Raw genomic sequence first — 25,877 nt, 5'->3', positions numbered from 1 at the left:
AATGCGCGCCGGAACGCGGAATCAGTCCGCGCCCTGCACTTCCAGCGCGGTGATCAGCCATTCGACCACCGCCTGGGAATCGCACAGGAAGAAGATGGCATCGCCGGAGCGCGCTTCGGTAAGCAGGCGATAGACCGTGATCGCCACCGCCGACTGGTTGGCGATGAACACTTCCGGGCTGCGCGGCCCTTCGCTGTGGCCGGCAACCGCGTGCAGCGCCTTGCGTGCGGCCACGGTCGCAACCGGGTCCGCGCTGCGGGTCAGTTCCGGCCCGCGCAGGCCCCAGGCAGTGAACACGTGCTTGCCCTTGAACGTGGTGTCCAGGACCCGCACCTCGGCGCCGCCTGCGTCGGCCGAGCGATGAATGACGGTACTGCTGATCAACGCAACCCCCTGTGGTCGTCGTGGTCCGCGCATCCTCCCGCACAGGCCGCCCGCACACCAGTGACGGCAGCCACAGGCTGCGCCGACAGGCGTGGAAGACATGTAAGAAGGTGTAAACCGATGCGATCGGATGTGCAGCGATGATACGGGATGTAAGCCTCTGCATGGGCCCGTGCGCACTACTAAATCCTTACTGAGCCACTTCCGGAACGATGCGTTCCGACGGCCCCGTGCTGGGTCATTCTTGCCGCCCGAATCCCCCGCTCGAGGCTCCCCATGACCCTTCGCCCGCTGCTGCCGATCACCGGTGCCGTCCTTGCCCTGCTGCTGGCCGCCACCGCCGTGGCCGCCCAGGACCACGACACTGATCACATTCCAGCGCTGCGCTGCGAATCCCAGTTCAACAAGACCGAGCAATGCCCCATTGAGGGCCCGATGCGCCTGGCCAGGCAACTGTCGGTCACCCGCTGCGTGGAGAACCAGAACTGGGGCCAGAGCCGCCGCACGTTATGGGTGACCGACGGCTGCCGCGCCGAGTTCGTCGCCGACGGATACGGGCGCTGGCCGGGACGTGGCCGTGGCCGTGATCGCGACAACGAGGGTGAACGCCTGGTCTGCGAGTCCTACGAGAACAAGGGCAAGGAGTGCCGCATCCGCGTCCGCCACGAGGTGCGGCTGGTCAAGCAGAAATCGGTGACGACCTGCATCGAGGACCGCAACTGGGGATGGGACCGTCGCGGCGTGTGGGTCAGCGACGGCTGTCGTGCCGAGTTCCGGGTGTATTGACTGCCTGCCACGCGCTGGCTGTGGCGCATGCGCGGACACGGCCGACGTGATCGATAGACTGGGCGCAACCAGCCCAGGAGCTTCGATGGTGCCGCCCGATCCTTCCTCGACGACGCTGCATATCCGCGAGGCAACGCCCGCCGACGTTCCCGCGTTGATCGCGCTCGACAGCGTTGCGGCCCACGATCCGCGGCGCGCACGGCAGATCAGCGACTGGCAGGCCAGCGGTGGCATGCACGTGGCCGAACGGTCCGGCCAGCTGGCCGGTTACCTGGTCATCCATCGTCACTTCTTCGGCGAAGCCTTCGCCGAGATGCTCATGGTGGCGCGCGAACAACGCAGACAGGACGCCGGCGCCGCCCTGCTGCGCCATGCCATCGCGCTGCAGGGGCAAGGCAAGCTGTTTACTTCGACGAATGCATCCAACACCAGCATGCAATGCCTGCTCGCCGCCTCGGGTTTCATCGAAAGTGGCATCGTGCATGGATTGGACGAAGGCGATCCGGAACTGATCTACTGCTTTGCCGGCAGCTGATCGAGATACACGGCCACCTTGGCGTCCAGCAGGTCCATCAACAGCGGATCCATGCAGCGATAGTCGTCGGGGATGTCCAGGCAATGCAGGCGCTTGTGTTCCAGCAGTCGCGCGTACGTGGCCTGCAGGCGATGCTGGTGCTTGGCCTCCATCGCGAAGATGACATCGGCCCAGCGGATATCCGCCGGGCCGATGGGGCGTCGTGCGTGCGGGCTGGTACCGGCCGACAGCGCGTTGAAGCCGGGCCGCCGTCGCCACATGGCTTCGGCGGTCGGGCTGCGCAGCTGGTTGCGGCTGCAGACGAACAGCAGGTTGATCATTCCTGTTCCTGCAGTTGGCGGGCGCTGAGGACCGGATAGGTGAAGCCCAGCTGGCGTGCGCGCGCGAGCTTGGCATCGCGCGTATACAGCAGCTTCCAGTTCTTCTCGGGCTTGTAGCTGTAGGCGGTCGTGGCGCGGTCGCCACCATGGTTGCGGGCCTGGCTGCGACGCCAGGCACGGTTTCTTGCAGATTCCATGATGTGTTCTCGTGAGTACCGGGTTCAGCAGCCGCGGTAGTACGAGTGGCGCGCAGCATACACCGCACGCACAAAAAAAACCCACGCATCGCTGCGCGGGCTTCTTGATTCATCACAGTGGTCGGGACGGCCGGATTCGAACCGACGACCCTCTGTCCCCAGGCATCATCACTGGTTGCCCCATCCCGTTGATCTATAAGGGTTTCAGGCCTGCACCGGGCCTCCCAGAAGTGCCGATTGAGGCCCAATTCAATCAATTACTTCCGCGCTGATAGGGTTGCAGCCACCGGGACTAAACATGGCTCCGCATCTGCTGCGGCCCTGCCCTCATCTACGCCCTACGGGCGTCGCTCGGACGGAGCTTGGTCACCGGCGGCGGCTTGGCGGGCTCCAATGACCGCACCCTCCTGCCTCGGACTATTCCGGCGGAGAAAAACCGTGTGCTTGACCCAAAACGAAAAACTTGTACGCGTTCGGGAATCGAACAGCGCCTGGATGTGAGCTGGCCGCCAACTCTAGTGCGTACGAAAGAGATGAGACATTCTTGCCGGGGACCGGCGGATGCCGCAGCGCCATGCCCTTGTCGTCAGTAAAATGAGTGAACTCGTGGACCATCGTGCCAACCTTTGAGGGTTCACCAATGTGATTGGCGGGCAGCATAGATAGGGACCAAAATACAGGGCATGCGTGAATTACGTATGGAGCACCTGACTGCACATAAGCAATGGTGTCTGCCGGCACTTCGTCAGCATTGCACCGGCAGGAGAGGGACACCGGCGGCTTCGGGGGTCACTCCGTCTCCCGAAATTCTCCAGATGATCGCCATCAAAGTGCTATCAACCAGCGCATCATCTTCGTTGACATCTTCACCGGCAACGACGTTGACGTCCGGGCCATGCTCCCCGAAATAGCGCGTATAGTGAACTGAGGGGCTGAACCTCAGCCACAACTCAGTTTCAGATGTTGTATCGACCTCAGTCATCTGCTGGAGCTGGCTCAGCGCATTTCCTGCACCAATCGTTACCCCAGCCAATACACTCTGGAAAATTGCACTTTTTTGGCCGAAGGCGGGGTGCCGGCCGGATCGACACATGCCACAGGTTCAAGAAACTCCCCCGCCCGGGCTTGCTTCATTGTTCTTCCAGTAACGGGTACAACAACCGTGCGGGGTGCGGGATACGCACTTTGCCACTTGCCTGATTGCCGCTTTATGGGCCCAGCTTCCGCATTCCTGCCGTCGGCGGTGCGATAGGAAATCGGGGCTCGCAAGCCAATGGTGTAACCCAGCCCTGGCGACAGACTATAGCCACTTGCAAGATTTATATCTAGGCTGAAACTGCCGCCAGGAGGTATGGACAAAGAACTCGGAGTTTCGGAGAGCGTATCCCTCATTATCCCGAAGAACTGGACTTCGCGCCCATCCTGCTGTTTCACTATGAAGGGATCATCCAACAACATTTTGCGAGCATTGAGCGTCGGCAGAGAAGACTCAGCGACTACCGCAACCTGGTCACCGACATTCGAGAGCTTCAACGCGATTGAAGTTTCTCCCAGGTCGCCCTTCAGCGGAACTATTTCGACTTGTAGCCGAGCGTCGGCCATCGCAACATTGCTGCTACAAAGCGCGATGAACAGCATTGCCACTTTAATGGGTGATTTCATTCCGCCACCCGCCTTCTTCCATGATTCAGGATGCGTTATTAACATACAGATCAGCATTTTCCAACCCGAACCTCAGCCATCGATCTGTAGGACTTCCCCGAACCGCAGATTAAATTTTCGAACCGCCATAAGAATCACGTTTTTGCAGGCACTGACCTCCAGGATCTTTTGCTACCGCGCCTACGCCACTGTGCCGAGCTCGGCCATCATCGCAAAGGCCATCGCCGGCGAGACCGTTGGACTTCAGTGAAGCGTCGAAGAACTACGCCTTTCGCCTGGCAATCGAGCGCATCAGCGGAGAGCCGCGAGTTCCAGGACGTCCGCGAGTCAATCAGCTTGGATCGGCATGCATCAGGTGTCACTCCAGGAGATCCGCAGGCTTGGCGGTGCTCTTCCACACAACCGTCGAGGTTGGTCGGAAGAACAAGTGCAGCACCTTCTCACACACAGCTCGCCGGCGATGACCGAGGTGTATCTGGAAGGCCACGAAAGGCCGTGGACCGAGATCAACACGGGCATCCTCGCCATTCGATAGGATGGCGATAGGGTGCACAACGAAGAAGGGCCTGCACCGTATGGCGCAAGCCCTTTTTCTATCGCTGCTTTTGGTCGGGACGGCCGGATTCGAACCGACGACCCTCTGCCCCCCAGGCAGATGCGCTACCAGGCTGCGCTACGCCCCGACTGATGCTGCGATGTGCCCGCCAGTGCGGCGGGCCGTGAAGTATAGCGGATTACGATGGAAATGGGATCAGCGGCGCAACAACTGCAGCACTTCTTCCAGTTCCATGCGCACCTGCTTGATGATCTGGTTGCTCAGCGCCGATTCCTCGCGGGCATCGGGGCCGTCCAGACGCAGGCGTGCACCACCGATGGTGTAGCCCTGTTCGTACAGCAGGCTGCGGATCTGCCGGACCATCAGCACGTCGTGGCGCTGGTAGTAGCGGCGGTTGCCTCGGCGCTTGGCCGGCTCAAGGCTGGGAAACTCGGTTTCCCAGTAGCGCAGGACGTGCGGCTTGACGTCGCACAGCTCGCTGACTTCACCGATGGTGAAGTAGCGCTTGGCCGGAATCGGCGGTAGTTCGCGGTTACTGCCCGGATCCAGCATAAGCTTCCACCCTCTCCTTGAGCTTCTGGCCCGGACGGAAGGTGACCACCGTACGGGCGGAAATCGGAATTTCCTCGCCGGTCTTGGGGTTGCGACCCGGGCGCTGGTTCTTGCGCCGCAGATCGAAATTACCGAAGCCCGACAGCTTCACCTGACGTCCCTGTTCCAATGCTTCACGCAGCACATCGAAAAACGCGTCGACGAATTCCTTGGCTTCCCGCTTGTTCAGACCGACTTCGTCGAACAGCTTTTCCGCCATCTCCGCCTTGGTCAATGCCATTGCCTGCTACCCCCGAGTGCTGCCCGCTCAGCCGCGGATCCGGGCGTGGTGTTCACGCTCGATGGCAGTGACCGCCTCGGCCACCACCGCTTCCACGTCGCGGTCCGTCAGAGTGCGCGACTTGTCCTGCAAAATCAAGCCCATAGCGAGACTCTTGAATCCCGGCTCGACGCCCTGGCCGACATAGCGGTCGAACAGGTTCAGGTCGCGCAGCAACGGGCCGGCGACCTGGCGGACGGTCGCCGCCAGATCGGCCCAGGCCACCTGTTCAGGCACCAGGAATGCCAGGTCGCGGCGCACCGCCGGGAAGCGCGACAGTTCGCCGGCACGCGGCAGGCGGCGGGCGGTCAGCGGTTCCAGGTCCAGTTCGAAGGCGTAGACGTCGGCTTCGATGTCCATCGCCCTGGCCAGGCGCGGGTGAACCTGGCCGATCCAGCCGATCGCCACGCCATCGCGCAACACCTCGGCCGAACGCGCCGGGTGGCCGTAGGCGCGGGTGGACGGACGGAACTCCAGCTGCGCGCCACTGGCGGCCGCCAGCGATTCGAGGTCACCCTTCAGGTCATGGAAATCGACCTTGCGGGTCGGCAGGCCCCACTGCACCGCCTGCGCATCACCGCAGACCGCAGCGGCCACGCGCGGGGTTTCCAGCGGTGCCGGCTGGCTTTCGCCAAGCGACGCATCTCCGGCCTGCTGGGCGAACACCCGACCCAGCTCGAACAGGCGCACGCGGCCGAGCTGGCGAGCGGCATTGCGGCCCAGGGTGGCAACCAGGCCCGGCAGCAGCGACGGGCGCATCACCGCCAGTTCGGCCGACAGCGGGTTGGCCAGCGGCACCAGGGCGTCGCGCAGCTGCCACTGGGCCAGCAGTGCGTCGTCGACGAAAGCGAAATTGACGGTTTCCTGCAGGTCGCGGGCGATCAGCTGGCGGCGCACGCTCAGCGCGTCCAGCTGGGTCTCGCTCGGCATCGCCACGCGCGAGGCACCGCCCGGCAGCGTGGTCGGGATCTGCTCGTAACCGTGGATGCGGGCCAGTTCTTCGATCAGGTCCTCTTCGATGGCGATATCGAAGCGGCGGCTCGGCGCGGTGACCTGCCAGCCGTCGGCGGTGGCGGCCACGTCCATGCCCAGCGCACGCAGGATGCGCTCGACTTCGGCATCGTCAATGGTGATGCCAAGCACGCGGGTGATGCGCGTGCGGCGCAGCACGATCGTGGCCGGCTGCGGCAGATCGGCCTCGCGCACAGCTTCGGTGACCGGCGCCGGGGTACCGCCGGCCAGGTCCAGCACCAGGCGGGTGGCGTACTCGATCGCGGTACGCGGCAGTGCCGGATCGACACCGCGCTCGAAGCGGTGGCCGGCATCGGTGTGCAGGCCCAGCTTGCGGCCACGGCCCATGATCGCGGCCGGCGCGAAGTGCGCGGCCTCCAGGAACACGGCGGTGGTCGCGTCGGTGACACGGGTGTCGAAGCCGCCCATCAGGCCGGCCAGGCCGACCGCACGATCGGCATCGGTGACCAGCAGGAAGCTGTCGTCCAGCGCGGCATCGCGGCCGTCCAGCAGCTTCAGCGTCTCGCCCGCGCGCGAACGGCGCACGGCAATGCTGCCCTGCAGGGTGGCCAGGTCGTAGGCATGCATTGGCTGGCCCAGTTCCAGCATCACGTACTGGGTGATGTCGACCAGCAGCGAGACCGGGCGCACGCCACTGCGGCGCAGGCGCTCGGCCATCCACAGTGGGGTCTTGGCGGCAGCGTTGACGCCCTCGATCACACGGCCCAGATAACGCGGCGCTTCGGCGCCAGCGTCGAGCTGGATGGCCAGCTCACGGCTGCCGGCAGCCGGAATGGCGTCGGCGGCGAAATCCAGCACTTCACTGCGGGTAGCGGCGGCGACGTCGTAGGCGATGCCGCGCAGGCTGAAGCAATCGGCGCGGTTCGGGGTCAGCTTGATTTCGATACTGGCGTCCGGCAGGCCCAGGTACTCGACCAGGGCCTGGCCGACCGGGGCGTCATCGGGCAGTTCCAGCAGTCCGGAGGCATCGTTGTCCAGGCCCAGCTCCTTGGCCGAGCACAGCATGCCGTTGGACTCGACGCCACGCAGCTTGGCCGGCTTGATCTTCAGCTCGCCGATCTGCGCACCGACCATCGCCAGTGGCGCGACCAGGCCCGCGCGGGCGTTCGGCGCACCGCAGACGATCTGCAGCAGCTCGCCCTGCCCGGCATCGACCTTGCACACCTGCAGGCGATCGGCTTCCGGGTGGCGCGCGGCCTCGACGATGCGTGCCACGACCACGTGGTCGAGGCCTTCGCCCAGCGCGGATACTTCTTCCACTTCCAGGCCGATGGCGGTCAGCACCGCGCTCAGCTCATCGCGCGAGGCGGAGGTCGGGACGTGGCTGCGCAGCCAGTTTTCGGAGAATTTCATGGTGTCACCCTGGTGGGAGGCGTGCCTCCCGTTGCGGTTTTTGTGGTCGCCCAGCGCATGCGCAAGGAGGCGTCCATCCAGAAAGGCAGCCGAGCATGGCCCGGCTCTACATGGTTGCGGCTTACGCGAACTGCTTCAGGAACCGCACATCGTTCTCGAAGAACGCGCGCAGGTCGTTGACGCCGTAGCGCAGCATCGCGAAACGCTCCACGCCCATGCCGAAGGCAAAGCCGGTGTAACGCTCCGGATCGATGCCGACATTGCGCAGCACGTTCGGATGCACCATGCCGCAGCCGAGCACTTCCAGCCAGCGGGTGCTGCCATCGGGCTGCTGCCAGGCGATGTCCACTTCCGCACCCGGTTCGACGAACGGGAAGTAGCTGGGACGGAAGCGCATCTCGAAATCGCGTTCGAAGAACGCGCGCACGAATTCCGCCAGCGTGCCCTTCAGGTCGGCGAAGGTCGAGTGCTCGTCCACCAGCAGGCCTTCGACCTGATGGAACATCGGCGAATGGGTCTGGTCGCTGTCGCTGCGGTACACCTTGCCGGCAGCGATCATGCGCAGCGGCGGCGCGTGGTCGCCCATGTAGCGCACCTGCACACCGGAGGTATGCGTGCGCAGCAGGCGGCCGTCGCCGAAGTAGAAGGTGTCGTGCATGGCGCGCGCCGGGTGGTGCGGCGGGAAATTCAGCGCCTCGAAATTGTGCCAGTCATCCTCGATCTCCGGCCCTTCCGACAGCTCGTAGCCCAGCCGGCCGAAAATACCGGTGATGCGTTCCAGGGTACGGGTGATCGGATGCAGGCCAGCACGGTCGCCATTGCGGCCCGGCAGGGTGATGTCGATGGCTTCGGCAGCCAGCCGCGCGTCCAGTGCGGCGTCTTCCAGCAGCGCCTTGCGCTCGGCCAGCGCACGGGTCAGTGTGTCGCGGGCCTGGTTGATCGCTTCACCGGCGGCCTTGCGCTCCTCGGCCGGCAGGGTACCGAGCTGCTTGAGCTGCGAGGTGATGCTGCCGCTCTTGCCAAGCAGGGCCACGCGCAGCTGTTCCAGCACGTCAGGGCTCTGTGCGGCGGCCACATCGGCCAGCGCCTGGGTGGTGAGGGATTGGATGTCGCTCATGGGGGGCCGGAACTCCAGTCGATCTGCCATCGCGATGCGCGAAGGGCCGACCCCTGTCGCCACCGCCGTCCCCGCGCTGCCGCTGTGGCCGCACCGGGACCCAAAAAAGAATGGGGAAGGACTTGCGCCCTTCCCCATGCATTGCCTTGACCTGACACCGTTCCGAGTGAACGGTTACGGCATCGGGAAGGACTTATGCCGCCAGCGCGCCCTTGGCCTTTTCGGCCAGCGCGGCAAAACCGGCTGCGTCGTGCACGGCGATGTCAGCCAGGACCTTGCGATCCAGGGTGATGCCGGCCTTCAGCAGGCCGTTCATGAAGCGGCTGTAGCTCAGGCCGTTGATGCGGGCAGCCGCATTGATGCGGGTGATCCACAGCGAACGGAAGTTGCGCTTCTTCTGCTTACGGCCGATGTAGGCGTACTGCTGTGCCTTGATGACCGCCTGCTTGGCAACGCGGAAGACCTTGCGACGGGCGTTGTAGTAGCCCTTGGCGAGATCCAGAATCTTCTTGTGGCGGCGACGCGCCTGTACGCCACGCTTAACTCGTGCCATTTTTCAGTTCCTCAGAGGTAAGGGAGCATGCGGTCCAGACGGCCTGCGTCTTCTGCACGGACATGGCCCGTCTGACGCAGATTACGCTTACGCTTGGTCGCTTTCTTCGTGAGGATGTGGCTACGGTTGGCGTGGCCGCACTTGTACTTGCCCGAGGCGGTCTTGCGGAAACGCTTGGCCGCTGCCCGGTTGGTCTTGATCTTGGGCATTGCAATGTCCTTGATGGGATTTGACCCTGGTTTCTGACTGATCTGGCGGCGGCCTGGGCCGCTCTTTCCGTCCTGCCATGATCGGCGTACGACCCGTCCTGGGTGGGTCGAGCCGGGCATGATACAGGCAAAACGGCCCTGCCACCAGCCCCTGCCCGCCTTTCATCCGCAACCCGCCGGCCCGCCACAAAAGCAAAGGGACGCCAGCGGCGCCCCCTTACCCTGAACCATTCAGCCAGGCGCCCCGAAAGGCAGCCCGTCAGGCCTCAGGTCTTCTTCTTCGGCGCGATCATCATGACCATCTGACGCCCTTCCAGGCGCGGACGGGATTCAATGACGATGTCCTCGCCCAGATCGGCCTCGATCCGGTTGGCCATTTCGCGGCCCAGTTCCTGATGGCTCATTTCACGGCCACGGAAGCGGATGTTGACCTTGATCTTGTCACCATCTTCGAGGAACCCGCGCATCTTGCGCAGCTTGATCTGGTAGTCGCCCTCGTCCGTGACCGGACGGAACTTCACTTCCTTGATCTCGACCTGCTTGGTCTTCTTCTTGGCCTCGCTGGCCTTCTTCTGCGCTTCGAACTTGAACTTGCCGAAGTCCATGATCTTGCAGACCGGCGGATCGGCCTGCGGCTGGATTTCGACCAGGTCCAGACCTTCATCTTCGGCCATGGACAGCGCTTCGTCGCGCGACAACACGCCGATCATTTCTCCGTCACTGCCGATCACGCGGACGCGCGGCACACGGATTTCCTGATTCTTGCGGTTCTGTTTGTTGTCAGGGGTGCTGATATTACGTTCTCCCAAGGGTATCGAACCGGCCCGGGTGCCTGTGCCCCCGGACCGGACCTTTGCTTACGCGCCCTCGGCGTGGAGCCGCTCGATGAAGGCCTGCAGGCTCATGCTGCCCAGGTCTTCGCCAGAACGCGTACGCACCGCCACAGCCCCATTTTCCTTCTCGCGGTCACCGATGACCAGCAGGTAGGGCACGCGCTGCAACGTATGCTCGCGGATTTTATAGCCGATCTTCTCGTTACGCAAATCCGAGCTGACGCGGAAGCCTTGCTCCGCAAGGGTTTTGGTCACGCCCGAGACATAGTCGGCCTGGGCGTCGGTGATGTTGGCCACCACCACCTGGGTCGGCGCCAGCCAAGCCGGGAACTGGCCGGCATGGTGCTCGATCAGGATGCCCAGGAAACGCTCCATCGAGCCGACGATGGCCCGGTGCAGCATCACCGGGTGCTTCTTCTGGCTGTTCTCGTCCACGTACTCGGCGCCCAGGCGGCCGGGCATCATGAAGTCGACCTGCATCGTGCCCAGCTGCCAGGTACGGCCGATGGCATCCTTCAGGTGGTACTCGATCTTCGGGCCGTAGAAGGCGCCCTCGCCCGGCAGCTCCTGCCATTCCACGCCACAGGCGGTCAGTGCCGAGCGCAGCGCGCCTTCGGCCTTGTCCCAGGTGGCGTCGTCACCCAGGCGCGATTCCGGGCGCAGCGCGATCTTGATCTGGATCTCGTCGAAGCCGAAGTGCTGGTAGACCGCCAGCGCCTGCTGGTGGAAGGCAGTCACTTCCGACTCGATCTGGTTTTCCGTGCAGAACACGTGGCCGTCGTCCTGGGTGAAGCCACGCACGCGCAGGATGCCGTGCAGCGCGCCGGACGGCTCGTTGCGGTGGCACGACCCGAACTCGCCGTAGCGGATCGGCAGGTCGCGGTAGCTGTGCAGGCCCTGGTTGAACACCTGGATGTGGCCCGGGCAGTTCATCGGCTTGACCGCGTAAGTGCGTTTCTCCGATTCGGTGAAGAACATGTTGTCCTGGTAGTTGTCCCAGTGGCCGGACTTCTTCCACAGGCTCACGTCCAGAATCTGCGGGCAACGCACTTCGCCATAGCCGCTGTTGCGGTAGACCTTGCGCATGTACTGCTCCACCACCTGCCACAGCGCCCAGCCCTTCGGGTGCCAGAACACCAGGCCCGGGGCTTCTTCCTGCAGGTGGAACAGGTCCTGCTGCTTGCCGATGCGGCGGTGGTCGCGCATTTCGGCTTCTTCGATGCGCTTGATGTACGCCTCCAGCTGCTTCTTGTCGGCCCAGGCGGTGCCGTAGATGCGCTGCAGCTGCTCGTTCTGCGCGTCACCGCGCCAGTAGGCGCCGGAGATGCGGGTCAGCTTGAAGGCCTTCAGGAAGCGCGTGTTCGGCACGTGCGGGCCGCGGCACATGTCCACGTATTCCTGGTGGTAGTACATGCCCATCGCCTGGATGTCGTCGGCCATGTCCTCGATCAGGCGCAGCTTGTAGTCCTCGCCACGGGCCTTGAAGATCTCGACCACTTCGGCGCGCGGCGTCATCTTCTTGATGACGTCGTAGTCCTGGGCGATCAGTTCACCCATGCGCTTCTCGATCGCGGCCATGTCGTCCGGGGTGAACGGGCGCTCGGAATAGATGTCGTAGTAGAAGCCTTCGGCGATCACCGGACCGATCACCATCTTCACATCCGGGTACAGCTGCTTGACGGCGTGGCCGACCAGGTGGGCGCAGGAGTGGCGGATGATCTCCACGCCCTCCTCGTCCTTGGCGGTGATGATGCGCAGGCTGGCGTCGTGGTCGATGACGTCGCTGGCATCGACCAGCACGCCATCCACGGCACCGGCGATGGTGGCCTTGGCCAGGCCGGCGCCGATCGACTGGGCAACCTCCATGACGCTCACAGGGTTTTCGAATTCGCGGCGGCTGCCGTCGGGAAGGGTAATGTTGATCATCGCAGTGGCTTCGTGCGGGGCCCGCCGGGCGGGCTGGAAAGCGTTCCCGGGCCGTTGCCCGGGCAATAAAAAAGCGCCGCGAGGGCGCCTGGAACGCAGGGCCTTCGGGGGCAGGTCAACAGTGGGCGGTGGTAGTGCTCATGTCGCACGCTCGGCCGGCGCTGGGCGCGGGCCACCTTGTTCCAGTCAGGGGTTCTGCGATGATCTTAAACCAGCGCACCGGAAAGCCCAAGGGCCACCGTACGGCCCGCTGAATGAGCCGCGCTGGCGGCGTGAAAACGCAATGATTACCATGTGCGCGCAGCCCGCCCCGTGCCAGCCTGCCCGCTTTCCCCCAGGACCTCGTGATGCGCCACCCGCTTCGACCGGCTGCCGCCGGCCCCGCCCGTGCCCCGCGTTCGCCGACCCGCCGCCGCGCAGGCTGCCCGCGATGATCACCGTCGGCCTCTCCACGCTGGGTTTCTGCAGCCTGGGCATGCTGGCGGCGATGTTCTCGGCACTGGCCTTCTATGCGGCCTCGCCCCACTGCCGCTGGCCGCGCCTGCGCCGCGCCGGCCGCCTGGGCCGCCAGATCGGCCTGGTCGCCGCTGCCGCCGCGCTGTGGCTGTGGATGGCCGAGCTCGGCTTTGCCGCCGGCCTGGTGGCGATGTTGTGCACCTGGATGCTCGCGGCGATGCTGCTGCCGGCGCTGGCCGCCTGGCACCGACCGGGCACGGAGTTGCCCTGATGTGGGCGCGCGCCTTCGCCGGCATCATCGTCGGCTTCCTGCTTGCAGCCGCCGTTACCGGCCTGCTGGCCTGGCTTCCGCCGGGCCCTTGGCAGCGAGCGCTGGTACCTACCCTGATCGCCTTCATCCCGCTGTGGATGCTGGCCGCCCTGTGGGCGTTCAGCTTCCGCAGCGCGCTGCGCGCCTGGCTGGTGCTGGGCGGCAGCGCCGCCACCGGCTTCGTCGTGCTCGGGCTGCTGCGCCTGACCGGCGCGGTGCAATGAGATCCACGCCATGAAGTTCAGTTCGCAGACCCTGCGCACGTTCACCACCCTGCACACCTGGGTCGGCCTGGCGGCCGGCTTCGGCCTGTTCGTGGCTTTCTACGCAGGCTCGCTGACCCTGTTCCACCATGACCTGCCGCAGTGGCAGACACCGGGCGCCGCCACGGCACTCCCGGCCAGCCTGGATGACGCCCAGTACCTGCTGGAGGACGTGCTGGCGGCGCATCCGGAAGCGCGCCGCCACGTCGGCATGACCTTCCCCGGCACCGAACACCCGCAGCCTCTGGCCTACTGGCAGGCCGATGACGGCAGCTGGCGCTATGCCTGGCCCGGCCAGATCGCCGGCAGCCCCACACCACCGCAGACCGGACTGGCCGAACTGGTCAACGAGCTCCATTACAGCCTCGGCCTGCCCGTGGCCGGGATCTACGTGATGGGCATTGTCAGCCTGCTGTACGGGATGGCACTGCTCAGCGGCCTGGTGATCCATCTGCCGAAGCTGCTCGGCGACCTGTTCGCGCTGCGTCCGGGGCGCAACCTGAAGCAGCTGTGGCAGGACGCGCACAACGTGGTCGGTGTGCTCAGCCTGCCCTTCCACCTGATGTTCGCGGTCACCGGCGCCCTGCTCTGCCTGGTGTTCGTGCAGATGGCCCTGCTCAACCCGCTGATCTACGACGGCAAAGCGCTGCAGGCAGTACCGACTGCGATGGACACCGCGCCGGTGCGCAATGCCAGTGGCATCCCGGCACCGCCGGGCAGCCTGCGCGTGCTGCATGCGCGCGCACTTGAAGTGGCCCGCGCACAGGGCGTGGCCAACTTCGAACCGGCCTATCTGAAGCTGGCCAATGGCGGCGATGCCAACGCGACGATCGAGATCACCGGCGAGGCCAGTGGCACCCTCGGCCCGCTTGGTGCCGTGGCATTGGACGTCGCCACCGGCAATCTGCTCGCGTCGCAGCTGCCGGGCCAGCGCGACGCCAACCACGCCACGCTCAGCGCCGCCTACGCGTTGCACTTCGGCGAATTCGGCAATGGCGTGGTGGTCTGGCTGTACTTCCTGCTCGGACTCGGCGGTGCGTTCCTGTTCTACTCCGGCAACCTGCTGTGGATCGAGTCGCGGCGCAAGCGTCGCCAGCCGCAACAGCCACGTGCCGGTGTGAACATGGCGCGGGCCACGGTCGGCGTGTGCATCGGCCTGTGCGTGGCGATCTCGATCGCGTTCGGCACCGCACTGGTGCTGGAGCGGCTGGCACCGTCGGCGGTCGACCACGGCATCCGCTGGGCCTGCTTCGGCAGTTGGGCGGCCTGCGCGCTATGGGCCGCGCTGCGCCGCCCGGCGCAGGCGGCACGCGAACTGCTGTGGGCGGCGGCGGTCAGTACCGCGCTGGTGCCGGTGCTGCACGGCGCACTCAATGGTGACTGGCTGTGGCGCGCCGCCGCAGGGGGGCACTGGCCGCTGTTCTGGGTCGATGCCATCGCGCTGGCGATGGCCTTCGGCTTCGCGCGTCTGGCCGTGGCCAGCCAACGCCGCGCCCGCAACGGCGATCCCAACAGCGTCTGGGCCGATTGAGCCTTCGCCGGGCATGGCCCGGTGCTACTGGAAGTCGGCTTGGCATGGGCAACGACGTACACCGCAGTGTGTGTATCAGATCGGTGACGTTGCGGCATGGGCCCAGCACGACGCGCCACCCGACACTCAATCGCCGATGCGCGCCTTCTGCCAGGGGCCCAGCATGGCATTGAGCAGGCTGGCCTGTTCGTCATCGCCGGTCAGTTCCCACATGAACACCCCGGCCAGGCCCTGCTCACGGGCGAACTGCGCACGCAGCCCGATCGAGCGCGGGTCTTCATAGCTGATGAAGATCTTCTGCGCGGCGTTGTACAGCCACGGGCTCTGCGCCTGCGGCTGCCAGTGTTTCGTCCAACCCGGCTGGTCGAGATAGCGCGCCTTGATCACCCGCCAGTCGCCCGCATCGGCCGGTGCGCTGTAGGGCTGGTACAGCCCATCCGGGGCGTCGCCGGTGACCTTGAAGCCGCGCCCGTAGAACGGTACGCCCAGCACAAGCTTCCCGGCCGGCACGCCGTGCTCGCGGTAGAACTGCACCGCGCCGGCCACGTTGTTCCAGCGCCGCAGCTCCGGCGCCAGCGGATCGGCCGGCACTTCATGCAGAGGCGCATTGAAGGTCGACACCGAGGAGAAGCCGGTGCCCATGTCGTAGCTCATCAGGTTGATGAAATCGAACACCTTGGCCAGCGCCGGCAGGTCGTAGCTCGCCGCCGGATCGTAGGGGCCATCGGTCTGCAGGCGACCGGCGGCCAGCGCGGCGGTCAGCAGCATCGGCTGTCCCATCTTGCGACCGCGCGCATCGAGTGCCACGCGGAACGCCTGCGCGAGCCGGGTCAGGTTGGCGCGGTCCTGCGGGCGGTGCGCCAGCTCCTTCGGGCCACCACTGACCGGGAACTCCCAGTCGATATCCACGCCATCAAAGCTGCCGGCGTGACGATCAAAGAACAGCGCCATGCACGAATCGACCAACCGCTTGCGGCTGGCCTCGCTCAGCGAAGCATCGGAGAACCCACCCGCACCCCAGCCACCGATCGAAATCAGCGTGCGCAGGTGCGGATGCGCCTTCTTGAGTTCGGCCAGTGCGGCGAAATTCTTCGGCGCTTCCGCACCGATCGTGCAGCGCCCGTCCTCGATGGTGGAGAACGCATAGAACAGATGTGTCAGGCGCTCGGCTGGAATGCTCGAGACCGGATAGCGTTCGGCCGAGCCGCCCGGGTAGTAGGCGCCGAAGATCGGCGGCTGCGCGGGCGCCGCGTGCGCGGCGATGGGCAAGACACCGGCAATCAGCACGGCAAGGACGGCCACGGTCTGGCGGAACATGGAGATCTCCCGGTTCGAAGGCGCCGCCACGTTAGCAAACCGATGGGGCTGCGGTACGGGTATCGCGGCATGTCGTCCCATGGACAGGCGCGATCCGTACAACCGAGACAGAACGATGGCCGCGTGGCGGCGATCATGCACTGCAGCAGGACATGCAGCGACCTGGATGAGCTTCTTTTCGCAACATCGAGGCAAAGAAAAAGCGGGCCGAAGCCCGCTTTTTCATTTGCGAAAGCGTGAGGACCAACGGTCCTCACCCACCGCACGATCAGCAGTACCGATTATTCGGCGCTGGCGCCTTCGCCTTCTTCGACTGCCTTCATCGACAGGCGGATACGGCCCTGCTTGTCGACTTCCAGCACCTTGACCTTGACCACATCGCCTTCCTTCAGCTTGTCGCCGACCTTCTCGACGCGCTCGCTGGAGATCTGCGAGACGTGGACCAGGCCATCCTTGCCCGGCAGGATGGTGACGAACGCACCGAAGTCCATGATCTTGGCGACCTTGCCTTCGTAGATGCGGCCCGGCTCGACGTCCGAGGTGATCTGCTCGATGCGGGCCTTGGCAGCCTGGGCAGCGATGGCGTTGACCGACGCGATGACGATGGTGCCGTCGTCCTGGATGTCGATCTGGGTGCCGGTTTCCTTGGTGATGGCCTGGATGGTCGAGCCGCCCTTGCCGATCACTTCGCGGATCTTGTCCGGGTGGATCTTGATGGTCAGCAGGCGCGGCGCGTAGTCCGACAGCTCTTCACGCGGAGCGGTCAGGCCGTGGGCCATCTCGCCCAGGATGTGCAGGCGGCCAGCCTTGGCCTGCTGCAGGGCCTGCTTCATGATTTCTTCGGTGATGCCTTCGATCTTGATGTCCATCTGCAGGGCGGAGATGCCCTCAGCGGTACCGGCGACCTTGAAGTCCATGTCGCCCAGGTGATCTTCGTCACCCAGGATGTCGGACAGGACCACGAAACGATCGCCTTCCTTGACCAGACCCATGGCGATACCGGCCACCGGGGCCTTCACCGGCACGCCGGCGTCCATCAGGGCCAGCGACGAGCCGCAGACCGAGGCCATCGACGAGGAACCGTTCGACTCGGTGATTTCCGAAACGACGCGGATGGTGTACGGGAAGGCTTCCAGCGACGGCATGACAGCCAGCACGCCGCGCTTGGCCAGACGACCGTGGCCGATTTCGCGGCGCTTCGGGCCCATCATGCGGCCGCACTCGCCCACCGAGAACGGAGGGAAGTTGTAGTGGAACAGGAAGTTTTCCTTGTATTCACCGGCAACGGCGTCGATGACCTGGCCATCACGGGCGGTGCCCAGGGTGATGGTCACGATGGCCTGGGTTTCGCCGCGGGTGAACAGCGAGGAACCGTGGGTACGCGGCAGCACGCCGGTCTTCACGGTGATCGGGCGGACGGTGTCCAGCGCACGGCCGTCGATGCGGACCTTGGTGTCCAGCACCGAGTCACGCATGGTGCGGTATTCCAGCTCGCCGAACTCCTTCGACAGCTCGGCCGGGTTCCAGCCTTCGGCGGCCACGCGGCCCGCCAGGGCTTCGAACACGTCCTTCTTGATCGCCGAGATGGCGTCGCGGCGCTGCAGCTTGTCACGCACCTGGAAGGCTTCGCCCAGGCGCGGGCCGATGGCTTCCTTCAGGGCGGAGATCAGCGCGTCGTTCTTGGCCGGGGCTTCCCAGGTCGACGGCTTGGTGCCGGCTTCGACGGTCAGCTCGTTGATCGCGTTGATGACCTTCTGCATTTCGCGGTGACCGAAGGTCACGGCGCCCAGCATCACTTCTTCGGACAGCAGCGCGGCTTCGGATTCGACCATCAGCACGGCGTTGGAGGTACCGGCGACGACCAGTTCCAGCTGCGAGTCAGCCAGTTCGCTGACGGTCGGGTTCAGGATGTACTCGCCGTTCTTGTAACCGACCTTGGCAGCGCCGATCGGACCCATGAACGGGGTACCGGCCAGGGCCAGGGCAGCCGAGGCACCGATCAGGGCCGGGATGTCACCGTCCACGTCCGGGTTCAGCGACATCACGGTGGCGATGATCTGCACTTCGTTCTTGTAGTCCTCCGGGAACAGCGGGCGGATCGGACGGTCGATCAGGCGCGAGATCAGCGTTTCCTTCTCGGTCGCACGGCCTTCACGCTTGAAGAAACCACCCGGGATACGGCCGCCGGCGTAGAACTTTTCCTGATAATCGACGGTCAGCGGGAAGAAGTCCTGGCCTTCGCGCGCGCTCTTGGCGGCGACGGCGGTGACCAGCAGTACGGTGTCGTCCATCTTGACGATGACGGCACCGCTGGCCTGGCGGGCGACTTCGCCGGTCTCAAGCGTGACGGTGTGCTTGCCGTACTGGAAGGTTTTGGTGATTTTTGCCACGGAGGGTGTCCTTGGGGATGCTGTCTGCGAATTTGGACCGTCGGCGACCCTTGCCGCCAGCGGGTGACCGGATCGTTCCGGCCTGAATCGGGGATTGCGGTACTACAAAACAAAACCGCGGCGCATCGCTGCGCCGCGGGGAATTCGTTGCTTAGCGACGCAGGCCAAGCTTCTCGATCAGGGCCTTGTAACGCTCGACGTCCTTCTTCTTCAGGTAGTCGAGCAGGCTGCGACGGCGGTTGACCATCTGCAGCAGGCCGCGGCGGCTGTGGTGGTCCTTCTTGTGGGTCTTGAAGTGGCCGGTCAGCAGTTCGATGCGGGCGGTCAGCAGGGCCACCTGGACTTCCGGGGAGCCGGTGTCAGCGGCGCTGCGCTTGTTGTCTTCAATGACCTTCTGGGTGTCGATCGACATTTCTTTTTTCTCTGTGATGCGTGGCCGGCAGGAACGCGCTTCGCGCACCGCCAGGCTCGCCGTGGACTACGAGGATGAAACCTGCACGAGGCAGGCTGCCGGAAAACGGCCGCGAAATTGTAACGGCCAGAGGCTTCCGGGACAAGGACCGGGGCTGAACCGCCCTGGCCCCAGTCAGAGGTTGAAACGACGCTGCGGAGCCAGCAGGCCACTGCCATCGACCTGGCCCAGCCCCTGGACAGTATCGCCCGGACCGAACACCGCCACCAGGCCGTGGGGCCAGGACGGGTCGCGCTGGCGCTGGCCGACGCAGAAGCGATGGGTCTGGTCGGCATCGAGATCGACCCGCGGGTATTCAGCCAGGCCGGCCGCCAGCGGCAGCAGCAGCGCATCCATGGCCGCCTCGTCGCCGGCCTCGGCCATCGCCCGCAGCTGGTCCAGGGTGACCATCGCCGGTTCGCGGAACGGCTCCACCCAGAGCCGGCGCAGCGCACTGATGTGTGCGCCACATCCCAGCGCCTCGCCCAGGTCGCGGGCCAGGCTGCGGATGTAGGTGCCCGAACCGCAGGTCACGCGCAGCCGCAAGCGCTCAGGCTGCTGCTCCAGCACGTCGATGGCGTGCACCTGCACCTCGCGTTCCGGCGCCTCGATGACGTCACCACGGCGGGCCTTCACATACAGCGGCTCACCACCCTGCTTCAGTGCCGAATAGACCGGGGCACGCTGGCGGATGTTGCCGGTCAGCGGCGCCAACGCGGCCTGCAGGGCCTCGGCACCGATCGCCGGAACCGGGCGCTGCAGCAGCACCTGGCCCTCGGAATCGTCGGTATCGGTCGTCTGGCCGAGCACGATCTCGGCATCGTAGGCCTTGGCCGACCCCAGCAGCAGCCCAGCGATCTTGGTCGCCTCGCCGAAGCACAGCGGCAGCAGACCGGTGGCCAGCGGGTCGAGGCTGCCGGTGTGGCCGCCCTTCTCGGCACGGAACAGGCGACGGGCCACCTGCAGGGCGGCGTTGGAGCTCATGCCGGTCGACTTGTCGAGCAGCAGGATGCCATCCAGGCGGCGGAACTGAATTCGGGTCATGACAGATACGGGTAGCGCCGGGCCATGCCCGGCGAGCGCGAAGCGCGGCCAGCGTCCGGCCTCGCACGGTCAGAATGAAAAGACGCCGGGCATGGGCCCGGCGCTGGCTTATTCTTCGTCGCTCTCGCGACGCTTCTCCGCGGCCAGCGTATCGGGCAGGTCGCGCAGGAGGTTGTCGATATGCTCGCCACGATCGACCGAGTCGTCGTAGTGGAAATGCAGCTCCGGCACATGGCGCAGCTTCATCGCCCGGGCCAGGTCCATGCGCAGGCGGTAGCCCAGTTCCTTCAGGCCGGCCACCGCTTCCGCCGAACGCTCCGGCATCAGCGCGGTGACGAAGACCTTGGCATGAGCCATGTCGCGGGTGATTTCCACGTCGGACACGCTCACCGAGGGCAACCCGTGCTCGCGCACGGCGTTGTGCACCAGGGTGCCGAGTTCGCGGCGCAGCTGGGCAGAGACACGGTCGGTTCGATGGAAAGTCTTGGGCACGAGGAGCTCTTGGTTCAGTTGTCGCCCGACCAACGGTCGGGCGCTACCTTTGATTCGATTGTCGCCCGGCCAACGGTCGGGCGCTATCTTTGATTCGATTGTCGCCCGGCCAACGGTCGGGCGCTACATCTACCATGGTACCCGACCGTTGGTCGGGTTCTACATCACGGTAGGGCCCGACCGTTGGTCGGGCCGCCTTGCAGCATTACAGGGTGCGCGGCACTTCGATACGCTCGAAGCACTCGATCTGGTCACCCGGCTTGACGTCGTTGTAGGCCTTCACCGCGATACCGCATTCGGTACCGTTGCGGACTTCCTCGACGTTCTCCTTGAAGCGACGCAGCGATTCCAGCTCGCCCTCGAAGATCACCACGCTGTCGCGCAGCACGCGGATCGGCTTGTTGCGCTTGACCACGCCCTCGATGACCATCGAGCCGGCAACAGCGCCCAGCTTGGAGCTGCGGAAGACGTCGCGGACCTCGGCGATACCGATGATCTCTTCGCGGATCTCCACGCCCAGCAGGCCGGAGGCCACCTGCTTCACCTGATCGATCACGTCATAGATGATCGAGAAGTAACGCAGGTCCACGCCGTTGGATTCGATGATGCGACGGGCCGAAGCATCCGCACGCACGTTGAAGCCGATGACGGTGGCCTTCGAAGCGGCCGCCGAGTTGGCGTCCGACTCGGTGATGCCACCCACGCCGGAGTGGATCACGTTGATGCGGATGTCGTCGTTGGACAGCGCGACCAGTGCCTGGCTCAGGGCCTGCACCGAACCCTGCACGTCGGCCTTGATGACCAGGTTGAGGACCTGCTGGCCCTCGCCCTTGCCCAGGGTCGCCATGATGTCTTCCATGCGGCTGCCCGCGGTGGCGACCAGGCGCGATTCACGGCGCTTGGTCTCACGCTGCTGGGCAACGTCCTTGGCCAGGCGCTCGTCCTCGACGACCACGAAGTCGTCACCGGCTTCCGGCACGCCGGACAGGCCCAGGACCTGCACCGGGATGGACGGGCCGGCGAACTCCGGCTGCTTGCCGGTTTCGTCGAACAGCGCACGCACGCGGCCGTACTGGATGCCGCACACCAGGTAGTCGCCCTTCTTCAGGCGACCCTGCTGCACCAGCACGGTGGCGACCGGGCCACGGCCCTTGTCCAGCGACGATTCGATCACCACGCCCGAGGCCCGGCCTTCGTCGACCGCCTTCAGTTCCAGCAGTTCGGCCTGGATCGAGATGGCGTCCAGCAGGTCGTCGATGCCCAGGCCGGTCTTGGCCGAGATCTCCACCATCTGGGTGTCACCACCGAAGTCCTCGGCCACGACCTGCTCGGACAGCAGTTCGTTCTTGACCCGCATCGGGTCGGCGTCGGACTTGTCGATCTTGTTGATCGCCACGATCAGCGGCACACCCGCCGAACGGGCGTGCTGGATCGCTTCCTTGGTCTGCGGCATGACGCCGTCATCGGCAGCAACGACCAGCACCACGATGTCGGTCAGCTTGGCGCCGCGCGCACGCATCGAGGTGAACGCCGCGTGGCCCGGGGTATCCAGGAAGCTGATCACGCCCTTGGGCGTATCCACGTGGTAGGCACCGATGTGCTGGGTGATGCCGCCGGCTTCGCCGGTGGCAACCTTGGTGCGGCGGATGTAATCCAGCAGCGAGGTCTTGCCGTGGTCGACGTGGCCCATGATGGTGACCACCGGCGGACGCTGGGTGGCTTCGCCCTGGTTTTCACCGGCCGAGGCCAGCAGCGCGTCTTCGGCGTCGTTGTCGTTGGCACGGATCGCCTTGTGGCCGAGTTCTTCGGTCACCAGCGCGGCGGTGTCATGGTCGATGGACTGGGTGATGGTGGCCATCACGCCCATCTTGAACAGCGCCTTCACCACCTCGCCACCCTTCAGCGCAAGCTTCTGCGCCAGGTCGGCCACGGTAATGGTGTCGCCGATCGCCACTTCACGCACCACCGGTGCGGTCGGACGTTCGAACGCGTGCGGGCCGGCGTTGTTGCCACCACGCGACATGTCGCGACGGCCACCGGCCTGGTTGCGGCCGCCCGGACGACCACGGGTGTTGCTGTTGTTGCTGTTGCCACGACGCGCACGATCGGCCGCAGACAGGTGCATCTGGCCGGCGAAACGATCACCCGGGCCACGCTCGTTGCGCGGCGCGCTGCGGTTGTTGCGGTCGTCGTTGCGCGGCGGCGGCGCAATGCGCGGCGCAGCCGGGGCTGTCGCCGGGGCGCGCGGCGGGCGCGGCGCGGTTTCGTCGATCGGAGCACGCTTGGGCTTGCTGGCAGCCAGCGTCTCGGCCGCCTTGGCGGCAGCCGCAGCTTCCTCGGCGGCCTTCTTCTCGGCCTCGGCGCGTTCCTTGGCGGCGGCCTCTTCCTCGCGGGCACGGACGATGGCTTCGTCGCGCAGACGATCCTTTTCGGCCAGCGCCTGCTGTTCGGCGAGGTTGCGCGCACGCGACTCTTCCAGCTTGCGCAGGATGTCGGCGCGCTCTTCGTCCGGCGTCATGGCGCGAGCACCATCCTTGACGTAGGTACGCTTCTGGCGCACCTCGACATTCACGGTCGTCTTGCTGCGACCGGAACTGACCGTCACTTCCTGCTGTTTCCGGCGGTTGAGCGTGATCTTCTTTGCAGACTGATCCGTCTCTTCCGGGGCCTGCTCGGGCTTGCCGTGCGAACGACGAAGGAAGCCCAGGAGCTTCACCTTCTCGGTACTGGTCACGACCTGGTCGGGACCGCTGAACTTCATGCCGGCACCGGCCAGCTGTTCCAGCAGTTTTTCGACCGGCGTGTTGACCAGTTCGGCAAGCTTGCGGATGGTGGTTTGCTGCGACATTCGGATCCTATGATCTTGTGGGCGCCCCCCCGCATCTGGAGGTGGCGCGGATTCTACGCCCTGAGCGGCTCAGGGCCCTGTTCATTGCCGGCTCATTCGCCGCGTTCCAGTCGGGCGATCTCCTCGGCACGCGCGGCCAGGATCAGCGCCGCAGCGCGCTCCTGGTCCAGCCCTTCAATGCCGAAGTCCATGACCTCGTCGGCGGCCAGGTCGGACAGGTCCTCGCTGGTACGCACGCCGTGGCCGGCCAGCGCATACGCGGTGGCTTCGTCCATGCCCCTCAGGGACAGCAGGTCCTGCGCCGGCTGGCCGTCTTCAAGGCCTTCCTCGACTGCCAGGGCCTCATTGAGCAGCGCATCGCGGGCACGAGCGCGCAGCTCTTCGACGATGTCTTCGTCGAAACCTTCCACGGCCAGCAGTTCGCCGACCGGGACATATGCGATTTCCTCGACGGTGCCGAAGCCTTCGCTGACCAGGATGCCGGCGATCTCTTCGTCCACTTCCAGCTTGTCCATGAACAGCTGGCGTGCGGCGGCCTGCTCGGCCTCCGACTTGGCGGTGACCTGGTCCTGGGTCATCACGTTGAGCTGCCAGCCGGTCAGGCGGCTGGCCAGGCGCACGTTCTGGCCGCCCTTGCCGATCGCCTGGGCGAGACGGTCTTCGGCAACGGCCAGGTCCATCGAGTGCTTGTCTTCATCGACGATGATCGACTGGACTTCGGCCGGCGCCATCGCATTGATGACGAAGTTGGCCGGATTGTCGTTCCACAGCACGATGTCCACGCGCTCGCCGTTGAGCTCGTTGGACACGGCCTGCACGCGCGAACCGCGCATGCCGATGCAGGCACCGATCGGATCGGTGCGCTGGTCGTGGGCCAGCACGGCGATCTTGGCGCGATCGCCCGGATCGCGCGCACAGGCCTTGATTTCCACCAGGCCCTGGCCGACCTCCGGCACTTCCAGCTTGAACAGCTCGATCATGAATTCCGGGGCGGCGCGGCTGATGAACAGCTGCGGACCACGCGGTTCCGAACGGACCTCGGCCAGGTAGCCGCGCACGCGGTCACCGGCGCGCAGCACGTCGCGCGGGATGCCCTTGTCCTTCGGAATGAAGCCTTCGGCGTTGCCGCCGAGGTCGACATAGATGTTGCCACGCTCGGCGCGCTTGACCACGCCGGTGATCAACTCACCGACACGATCCTTCCACGCGTCCACGACCTGCTGGCGCTCGGCTTCGCGCACGCGCTGGACGATGACCTGCTTGGCGGCCTGGGCAGCAATGCGGCCGAAGTCCGGGTTCTCGATCTGTTCTTCGATGTAGTCGCCGACCTCGACGCCTTCGGCTTCGTCGACGGCATCCATCAGGCGGATCTGGCGGTCGGGCGACTCCATGACCACATCATCGGCCACCACTTCCCAGCGGCGGAAGGTTTCGTAGCTGCCATCCTTGTGGTCGATGACCACGCGGGTCAGCACTTCCTCGTCGGGATAGCGCTTCTTCGCTGCCGAGGCCAGAGCGGCCTCGATGGCATCGAAGATCACTTCACGCGGCACGCCCTTCTCGTTGGCGACTGCGTCGACTACCAGCAACAGTTCCTTGCTCATTGGCTCACTCCGCGCGCGGCTTCTTTGCCGCCGGCTCGTTGGAAGAAGAATTCGTGTTCGGCTTCGGACGCTTCGGTGCCGGACCGGTCGGCTTGCTCGGGGCCAGCCCCAGCGCCACCCAGTCGGGCATGATCCGTGCCTTGTCGATGTTGTCGGCCGACACCACCACTTCGGCCTTGTCGACGATGAAGGTGATGGTGCCCGCAGCCTCGTCGGTCGCCTCGATACGCCCCTGCAGGCGACGACGGTTGTCCTGCGGCAGCTTCAGCGTGACCTTGGCCGATTCACCCTGGTGGCGAGCGAACTGCTCCAGGTTGAACAACGGGCGATCCACGCCCGGCGAGGACACTTCCAGCGTGTAATTGCCGCTGATCGGGTCTTCGACGTCCAGCTGCGCCGACACTTCGCGGCTGACCCGCTCACAGTCGTCGACATTGATGATGCGCTCGGGCTGTTCAGCCAGTGGCACGTCGATGTAAAGGCGCAGGGTCGCACCGCCGGGGGCCGGCAGATACTCAACGCCCAGCAGCTCCAGGCCCAGCGACACAACGGTCGGGGCGAGCAGATTCGCGATGTCGGTTGCCTTGTCGCTCACAGCCTGCCTTGATCTCTTGGTTGGGTGCCGGCCTTGGCCAGCGTGAAAACATGACGCCCCGGAAACGACAAAGGGCCCGCTGGGCCCCTTTTCCGGAAAGACTCCGGTGACTGGATTCCGGTTGCAACCTGCATTGCCTGCCGGTCGCGGCCCTCCTTCCGGATCCGGACTCCCGCTGGGAGGCCGCCTTCAGGGGTACTGCTAGGCCGCTGATGATAGCGGCTGCACCGCGCTGGTGCAAG

At 65.3% G+C, this 25,877-nt stretch carries 27 protein-coding genes and 2 tRNA genes; 5 read left to right on the top strand and 24 right to left on the bottom strand.

The features are described 5' to 3' along the window. Positions 1-21: 21 nt before the first annotated feature. Positions 22-417 (bottom strand): hypothetical protein, encoded by a 396-nt coding sequence (locus tag AC5P65_RS06605; protein WP_019660558.1) that lies wholly within the window; start codon positions 415-417, stop codon positions 22-24. A gap of 243 nt (positions 418-660) precedes the next feature. Here AC5P65_RS06605 and AC5P65_RS06600 point away from each other — a divergent pair, with 243 nt between their 5' ends. Further along, positions 661-1,170, top strand: a complete 510-nt coding sequence (locus AC5P65_RS06600; RefSeq protein ID WP_021202182.1) for a DUF3011 domain-containing protein — start codon at positions 661-663, stop codon at positions 1,168-1,170. 85 nt (positions 1,171-1,255) lie between these two features. Beyond that, positions 1,256-1,705 carry a GNAT family N-acetyltransferase gene (locus AC5P65_RS06595; protein ID WP_021202183.1) on the top strand — a complete coding sequence of 150 codons (450 nt, stop codon included), beginning with the start codon at positions 1,256-1,258 and terminating at the stop codon, positions 1,703-1,705. Here AC5P65_RS06595 and AC5P65_RS06590 read toward each other — a convergent pair. The 15 genes from AC5P65_RS06590 to thrS all read right to left on the bottom strand — a co-directional run bounded on the left by AC5P65_RS06590 (position 1,684) and on the right by thrS (position 12,334). Then, positions 1,684-2,025, bottom strand: coding sequence for a low molecular weight protein tyrosine phosphatase family protein (locus AC5P65_RS06590; RefSeq protein WP_021202184.1), 342 nt, complete (start codon positions 2,023-2,025; stop codon positions 1,684-1,686). The two genes, AC5P65_RS06595 and AC5P65_RS06590, sit on opposite strands and share 22 nt — an antisense overlap. Beyond that, the gene (locus tag AC5P65_RS06585; protein WP_021202185.1) at positions 2,022-2,222 is read right to left on the bottom strand and encodes a hypothetical protein; all 201 of its coding nucleotides are present in this window, start codon (positions 2,220-2,222) and stop codon (positions 2,022-2,024) included. Before AC5P65_RS06585 ends, AC5P65_RS06590 begins: the two co-directional genes overlap by 4 nt. A gap of 118 nt (positions 2,223-2,340) precedes the next feature. After that, positions 2,341-2,410, bottom strand: a tRNA-OTHER gene (locus AC5P65_RS06580). A gap of 229 nt (positions 2,411-2,639) precedes the next feature. Further along, the gene (locus AC5P65_RS06575) at positions 2,640-2,939 is read right to left on the bottom strand and encodes a M35 family metallo-endopeptidase (protein ID WP_456115567.1); all 300 of its coding nucleotides are present in this window, start codon (positions 2,937-2,939) and stop codon (positions 2,640-2,642) included. A 28-nt stretch (positions 2,940-2,967) separates the two neighbouring features. After that, positions 2,968-3,204 carry a hypothetical protein gene (locus tag AC5P65_RS06570; RefSeq protein ID WP_031269379.1) on the bottom strand — a complete coding sequence of 79 codons (237 nt, stop codon included), beginning with the start codon at positions 3,202-3,204 and terminating at the stop codon, positions 2,968-2,970. A 38-nt stretch (positions 3,205-3,242) separates the two neighbouring features. Then, on the bottom strand, positions 3,243-3,884 hold the full coding sequence (locus AC5P65_RS06565) for a hypothetical protein (protein WP_146256788.1): 642 nt from the start codon (positions 3,882-3,884) through the stop codon (positions 3,243-3,245). Positions 3,885-4,490: 606 nt separating this feature from the next. Beyond that, positions 4,491-4,567, bottom strand: a tRNA-Pro gene (locus tag AC5P65_RS06560). A gap of 68 nt (positions 4,568-4,635) precedes the next feature. Further along, a complete protein-coding gene (locus AC5P65_RS06555; RefSeq protein ID WP_005410431.1) occupies positions 4,636-4,992 on the bottom strand; it encodes a MerR family transcriptional regulator in 357 nt (118 codons plus the stop codon). Further along, complete coding sequence (locus AC5P65_RS06550) at positions 4,973-5,272, bottom strand: integration host factor subunit alpha (protein WP_005410432.1); 300 nt, start codon at positions 5,270-5,272, stop codon at positions 4,973-4,975. Before AC5P65_RS06550 ends, AC5P65_RS06555 begins: the two co-directional genes overlap by 20 nt. A gap of 27 nt (positions 5,273-5,299) precedes the next feature. After that, positions 5,300-7,696 (bottom strand): phenylalanine--tRNA ligase subunit beta, encoded by a 2,397-nt coding sequence (gene pheT / locus AC5P65_RS06545; protein ID WP_111097928.1) that lies wholly within the window; start codon positions 7,694-7,696, stop codon positions 5,300-5,302. Between the two features lie 121 nt (positions 7,697-7,817). Then, positions 7,818-8,813 carry a phenylalanine--tRNA ligase subunit alpha gene (pheS, locus tag AC5P65_RS06540; protein WP_021202188.1) on the bottom strand — a complete coding sequence of 332 codons (996 nt, stop codon included), beginning with the start codon at positions 8,811-8,813 and terminating at the stop codon, positions 7,818-7,820. A gap of 193 nt (positions 8,814-9,006) precedes the next feature. Next, positions 9,007-9,366, bottom strand: coding sequence for a 50S ribosomal protein L20 (rplT, locus tag AC5P65_RS06535; RefSeq protein ID WP_005410435.1), 360 nt, complete (start codon positions 9,364-9,366; stop codon positions 9,007-9,009). Between the two features lie 11 nt (positions 9,367-9,377). Continuing rightward, on the bottom strand, positions 9,378-9,575 hold the full coding sequence (gene rpmI, locus AC5P65_RS06530; protein WP_005410436.1) for a 50S ribosomal protein L35: 198 nt from the start codon (positions 9,573-9,575) through the stop codon (positions 9,378-9,380). Positions 9,576-9,841: 266 nt separating this feature from the next. Continuing rightward, positions 9,842-10,384, bottom strand: a complete 543-nt coding sequence (gene infC / locus AC5P65_RS06525) for a translation initiation factor IF-3 (protein WP_019660568.1) — start codon at positions 10,382-10,384, stop codon at positions 9,842-9,844. Between the two features lie 48 nt (positions 10,385-10,432). Beyond that, positions 10,433-12,334 carry a threonine--tRNA ligase gene (thrS, locus tag AC5P65_RS06520; RefSeq protein WP_058979607.1) on the bottom strand — a complete coding sequence of 634 codons (1,902 nt, stop codon included), beginning with the start codon at positions 12,332-12,334 and terminating at the stop codon, positions 10,433-10,435. 430 nt (positions 12,335-12,764) lie between these two features. On the opposite strand from thrS, the gene AC5P65_RS06515 reads away from it, so the two are divergent. The 3 genes from AC5P65_RS06515 to AC5P65_RS06505 are packed head-to-tail and all read left to right on the top strand — an operon-like array spanning position 12,765 to position 14,894. Continuing rightward, positions 12,765-13,061, top strand: coding sequence for a hypothetical protein (locus AC5P65_RS06515; protein ID WP_021202190.1), 297 nt, complete (start codon positions 12,765-12,767; stop codon positions 13,059-13,061). Beyond that, positions 13,061-13,324, top strand: a complete 264-nt coding sequence (locus tag AC5P65_RS06510) for a hypothetical protein (RefSeq protein ID WP_111097927.1) — start codon at positions 13,061-13,063, stop codon at positions 13,322-13,324. The genes AC5P65_RS06515 and AC5P65_RS06510 overlap by 1 nt, the downstream gene beginning before the upstream one ends. Before the next feature lie 10 nt (positions 13,325-13,334). Further along, the gene (locus AC5P65_RS06505; protein ID WP_111097926.1) at positions 13,335-14,894 is read left to right on the top strand and encodes a PepSY-associated TM helix domain-containing protein; all 1,560 of its coding nucleotides are present in this window, start codon (positions 13,335-13,337) and stop codon (positions 14,892-14,894) included. 126 nt (positions 14,895-15,020) lie between these two features. Here AC5P65_RS06505 and AC5P65_RS06500 read toward each other — a convergent pair whose 3' ends face one another. From AC5P65_RS06500 to rimP, 8 genes are all read right to left on the bottom strand, one after another. Further along, positions 15,021-16,211: a glycoside hydrolase family 18 protein gene (locus AC5P65_RS06500; RefSeq protein ID WP_111097925.1), complete on the bottom strand. Its 1,191-nt coding sequence runs from the start codon at positions 16,209-16,211 to the stop codon at positions 15,021-15,023. A gap of 281 nt (positions 16,212-16,492) precedes the next feature. After that, the gene (gene pnp, locus AC5P65_RS06495; protein WP_005417884.1) at positions 16,493-18,601 is read right to left on the bottom strand and encodes a polyribonucleotide nucleotidyltransferase; all 2,109 of its coding nucleotides are present in this window, start codon (positions 18,599-18,601) and stop codon (positions 16,493-16,495) included. Between the two features lie 151 nt (positions 18,602-18,752). Next, a complete protein-coding gene (gene rpsO, locus AC5P65_RS06490) occupies positions 18,753-19,013 on the bottom strand; it encodes a 30S ribosomal protein S15 (protein WP_005417886.1) in 261 nt (86 codons plus the stop codon). Between the two features lie 174 nt (positions 19,014-19,187). Continuing rightward, positions 19,188-20,096 (bottom strand): tRNA pseudouridine(55) synthase TruB, encoded by a 909-nt coding sequence (gene truB, locus AC5P65_RS06485; RefSeq protein WP_111097924.1) that lies wholly within the window; start codon positions 20,094-20,096, stop codon positions 19,188-19,190. 108 nt (positions 20,097-20,204) lie between these two features. Continuing rightward, positions 20,205-20,588, bottom strand: coding sequence for a 30S ribosome-binding factor RbfA (gene rbfA / locus AC5P65_RS06480; protein WP_019660575.1), 384 nt, complete (start codon positions 20,586-20,588; stop codon positions 20,205-20,207). Positions 20,589-20,793: 205 nt separating this feature from the next. Beyond that, positions 20,794-23,436, bottom strand: a complete 2,643-nt coding sequence (gene infB / locus AC5P65_RS06475; protein ID WP_111097923.1) for a translation initiation factor IF-2 — start codon at positions 23,434-23,436, stop codon at positions 20,794-20,796. A gap of 92 nt (positions 23,437-23,528) precedes the next feature. Further along, a complete protein-coding gene (nusA, locus tag AC5P65_RS06470; RefSeq protein WP_495215530.1) occupies positions 23,529-25,040 on the bottom strand; it encodes a transcription termination factor NusA in 1,512 nt (503 codons plus the stop codon). Positions 25,041-25,044: 4 nt separating this feature from the next. Further along, positions 25,045-25,635 carry a ribosome maturation factor RimP gene (gene rimP / locus AC5P65_RS06465; protein ID WP_019660578.1) on the bottom strand — a complete coding sequence of 197 codons (591 nt, stop codon included), beginning with the start codon at positions 25,633-25,635 and terminating at the stop codon, positions 25,045-25,047. Between the last annotated feature and the right edge of the window lie 242 nt (positions 25,636-25,877).

The organism is Stenotrophomonas sp. YJH_SMC_48-3 (genome assembly GCF_059369375.1).
The sequence above is the reverse complement of the archived record's forward strand: the minus strand, read 5'-3'. Positions and strand labels throughout refer to the sequence as shown.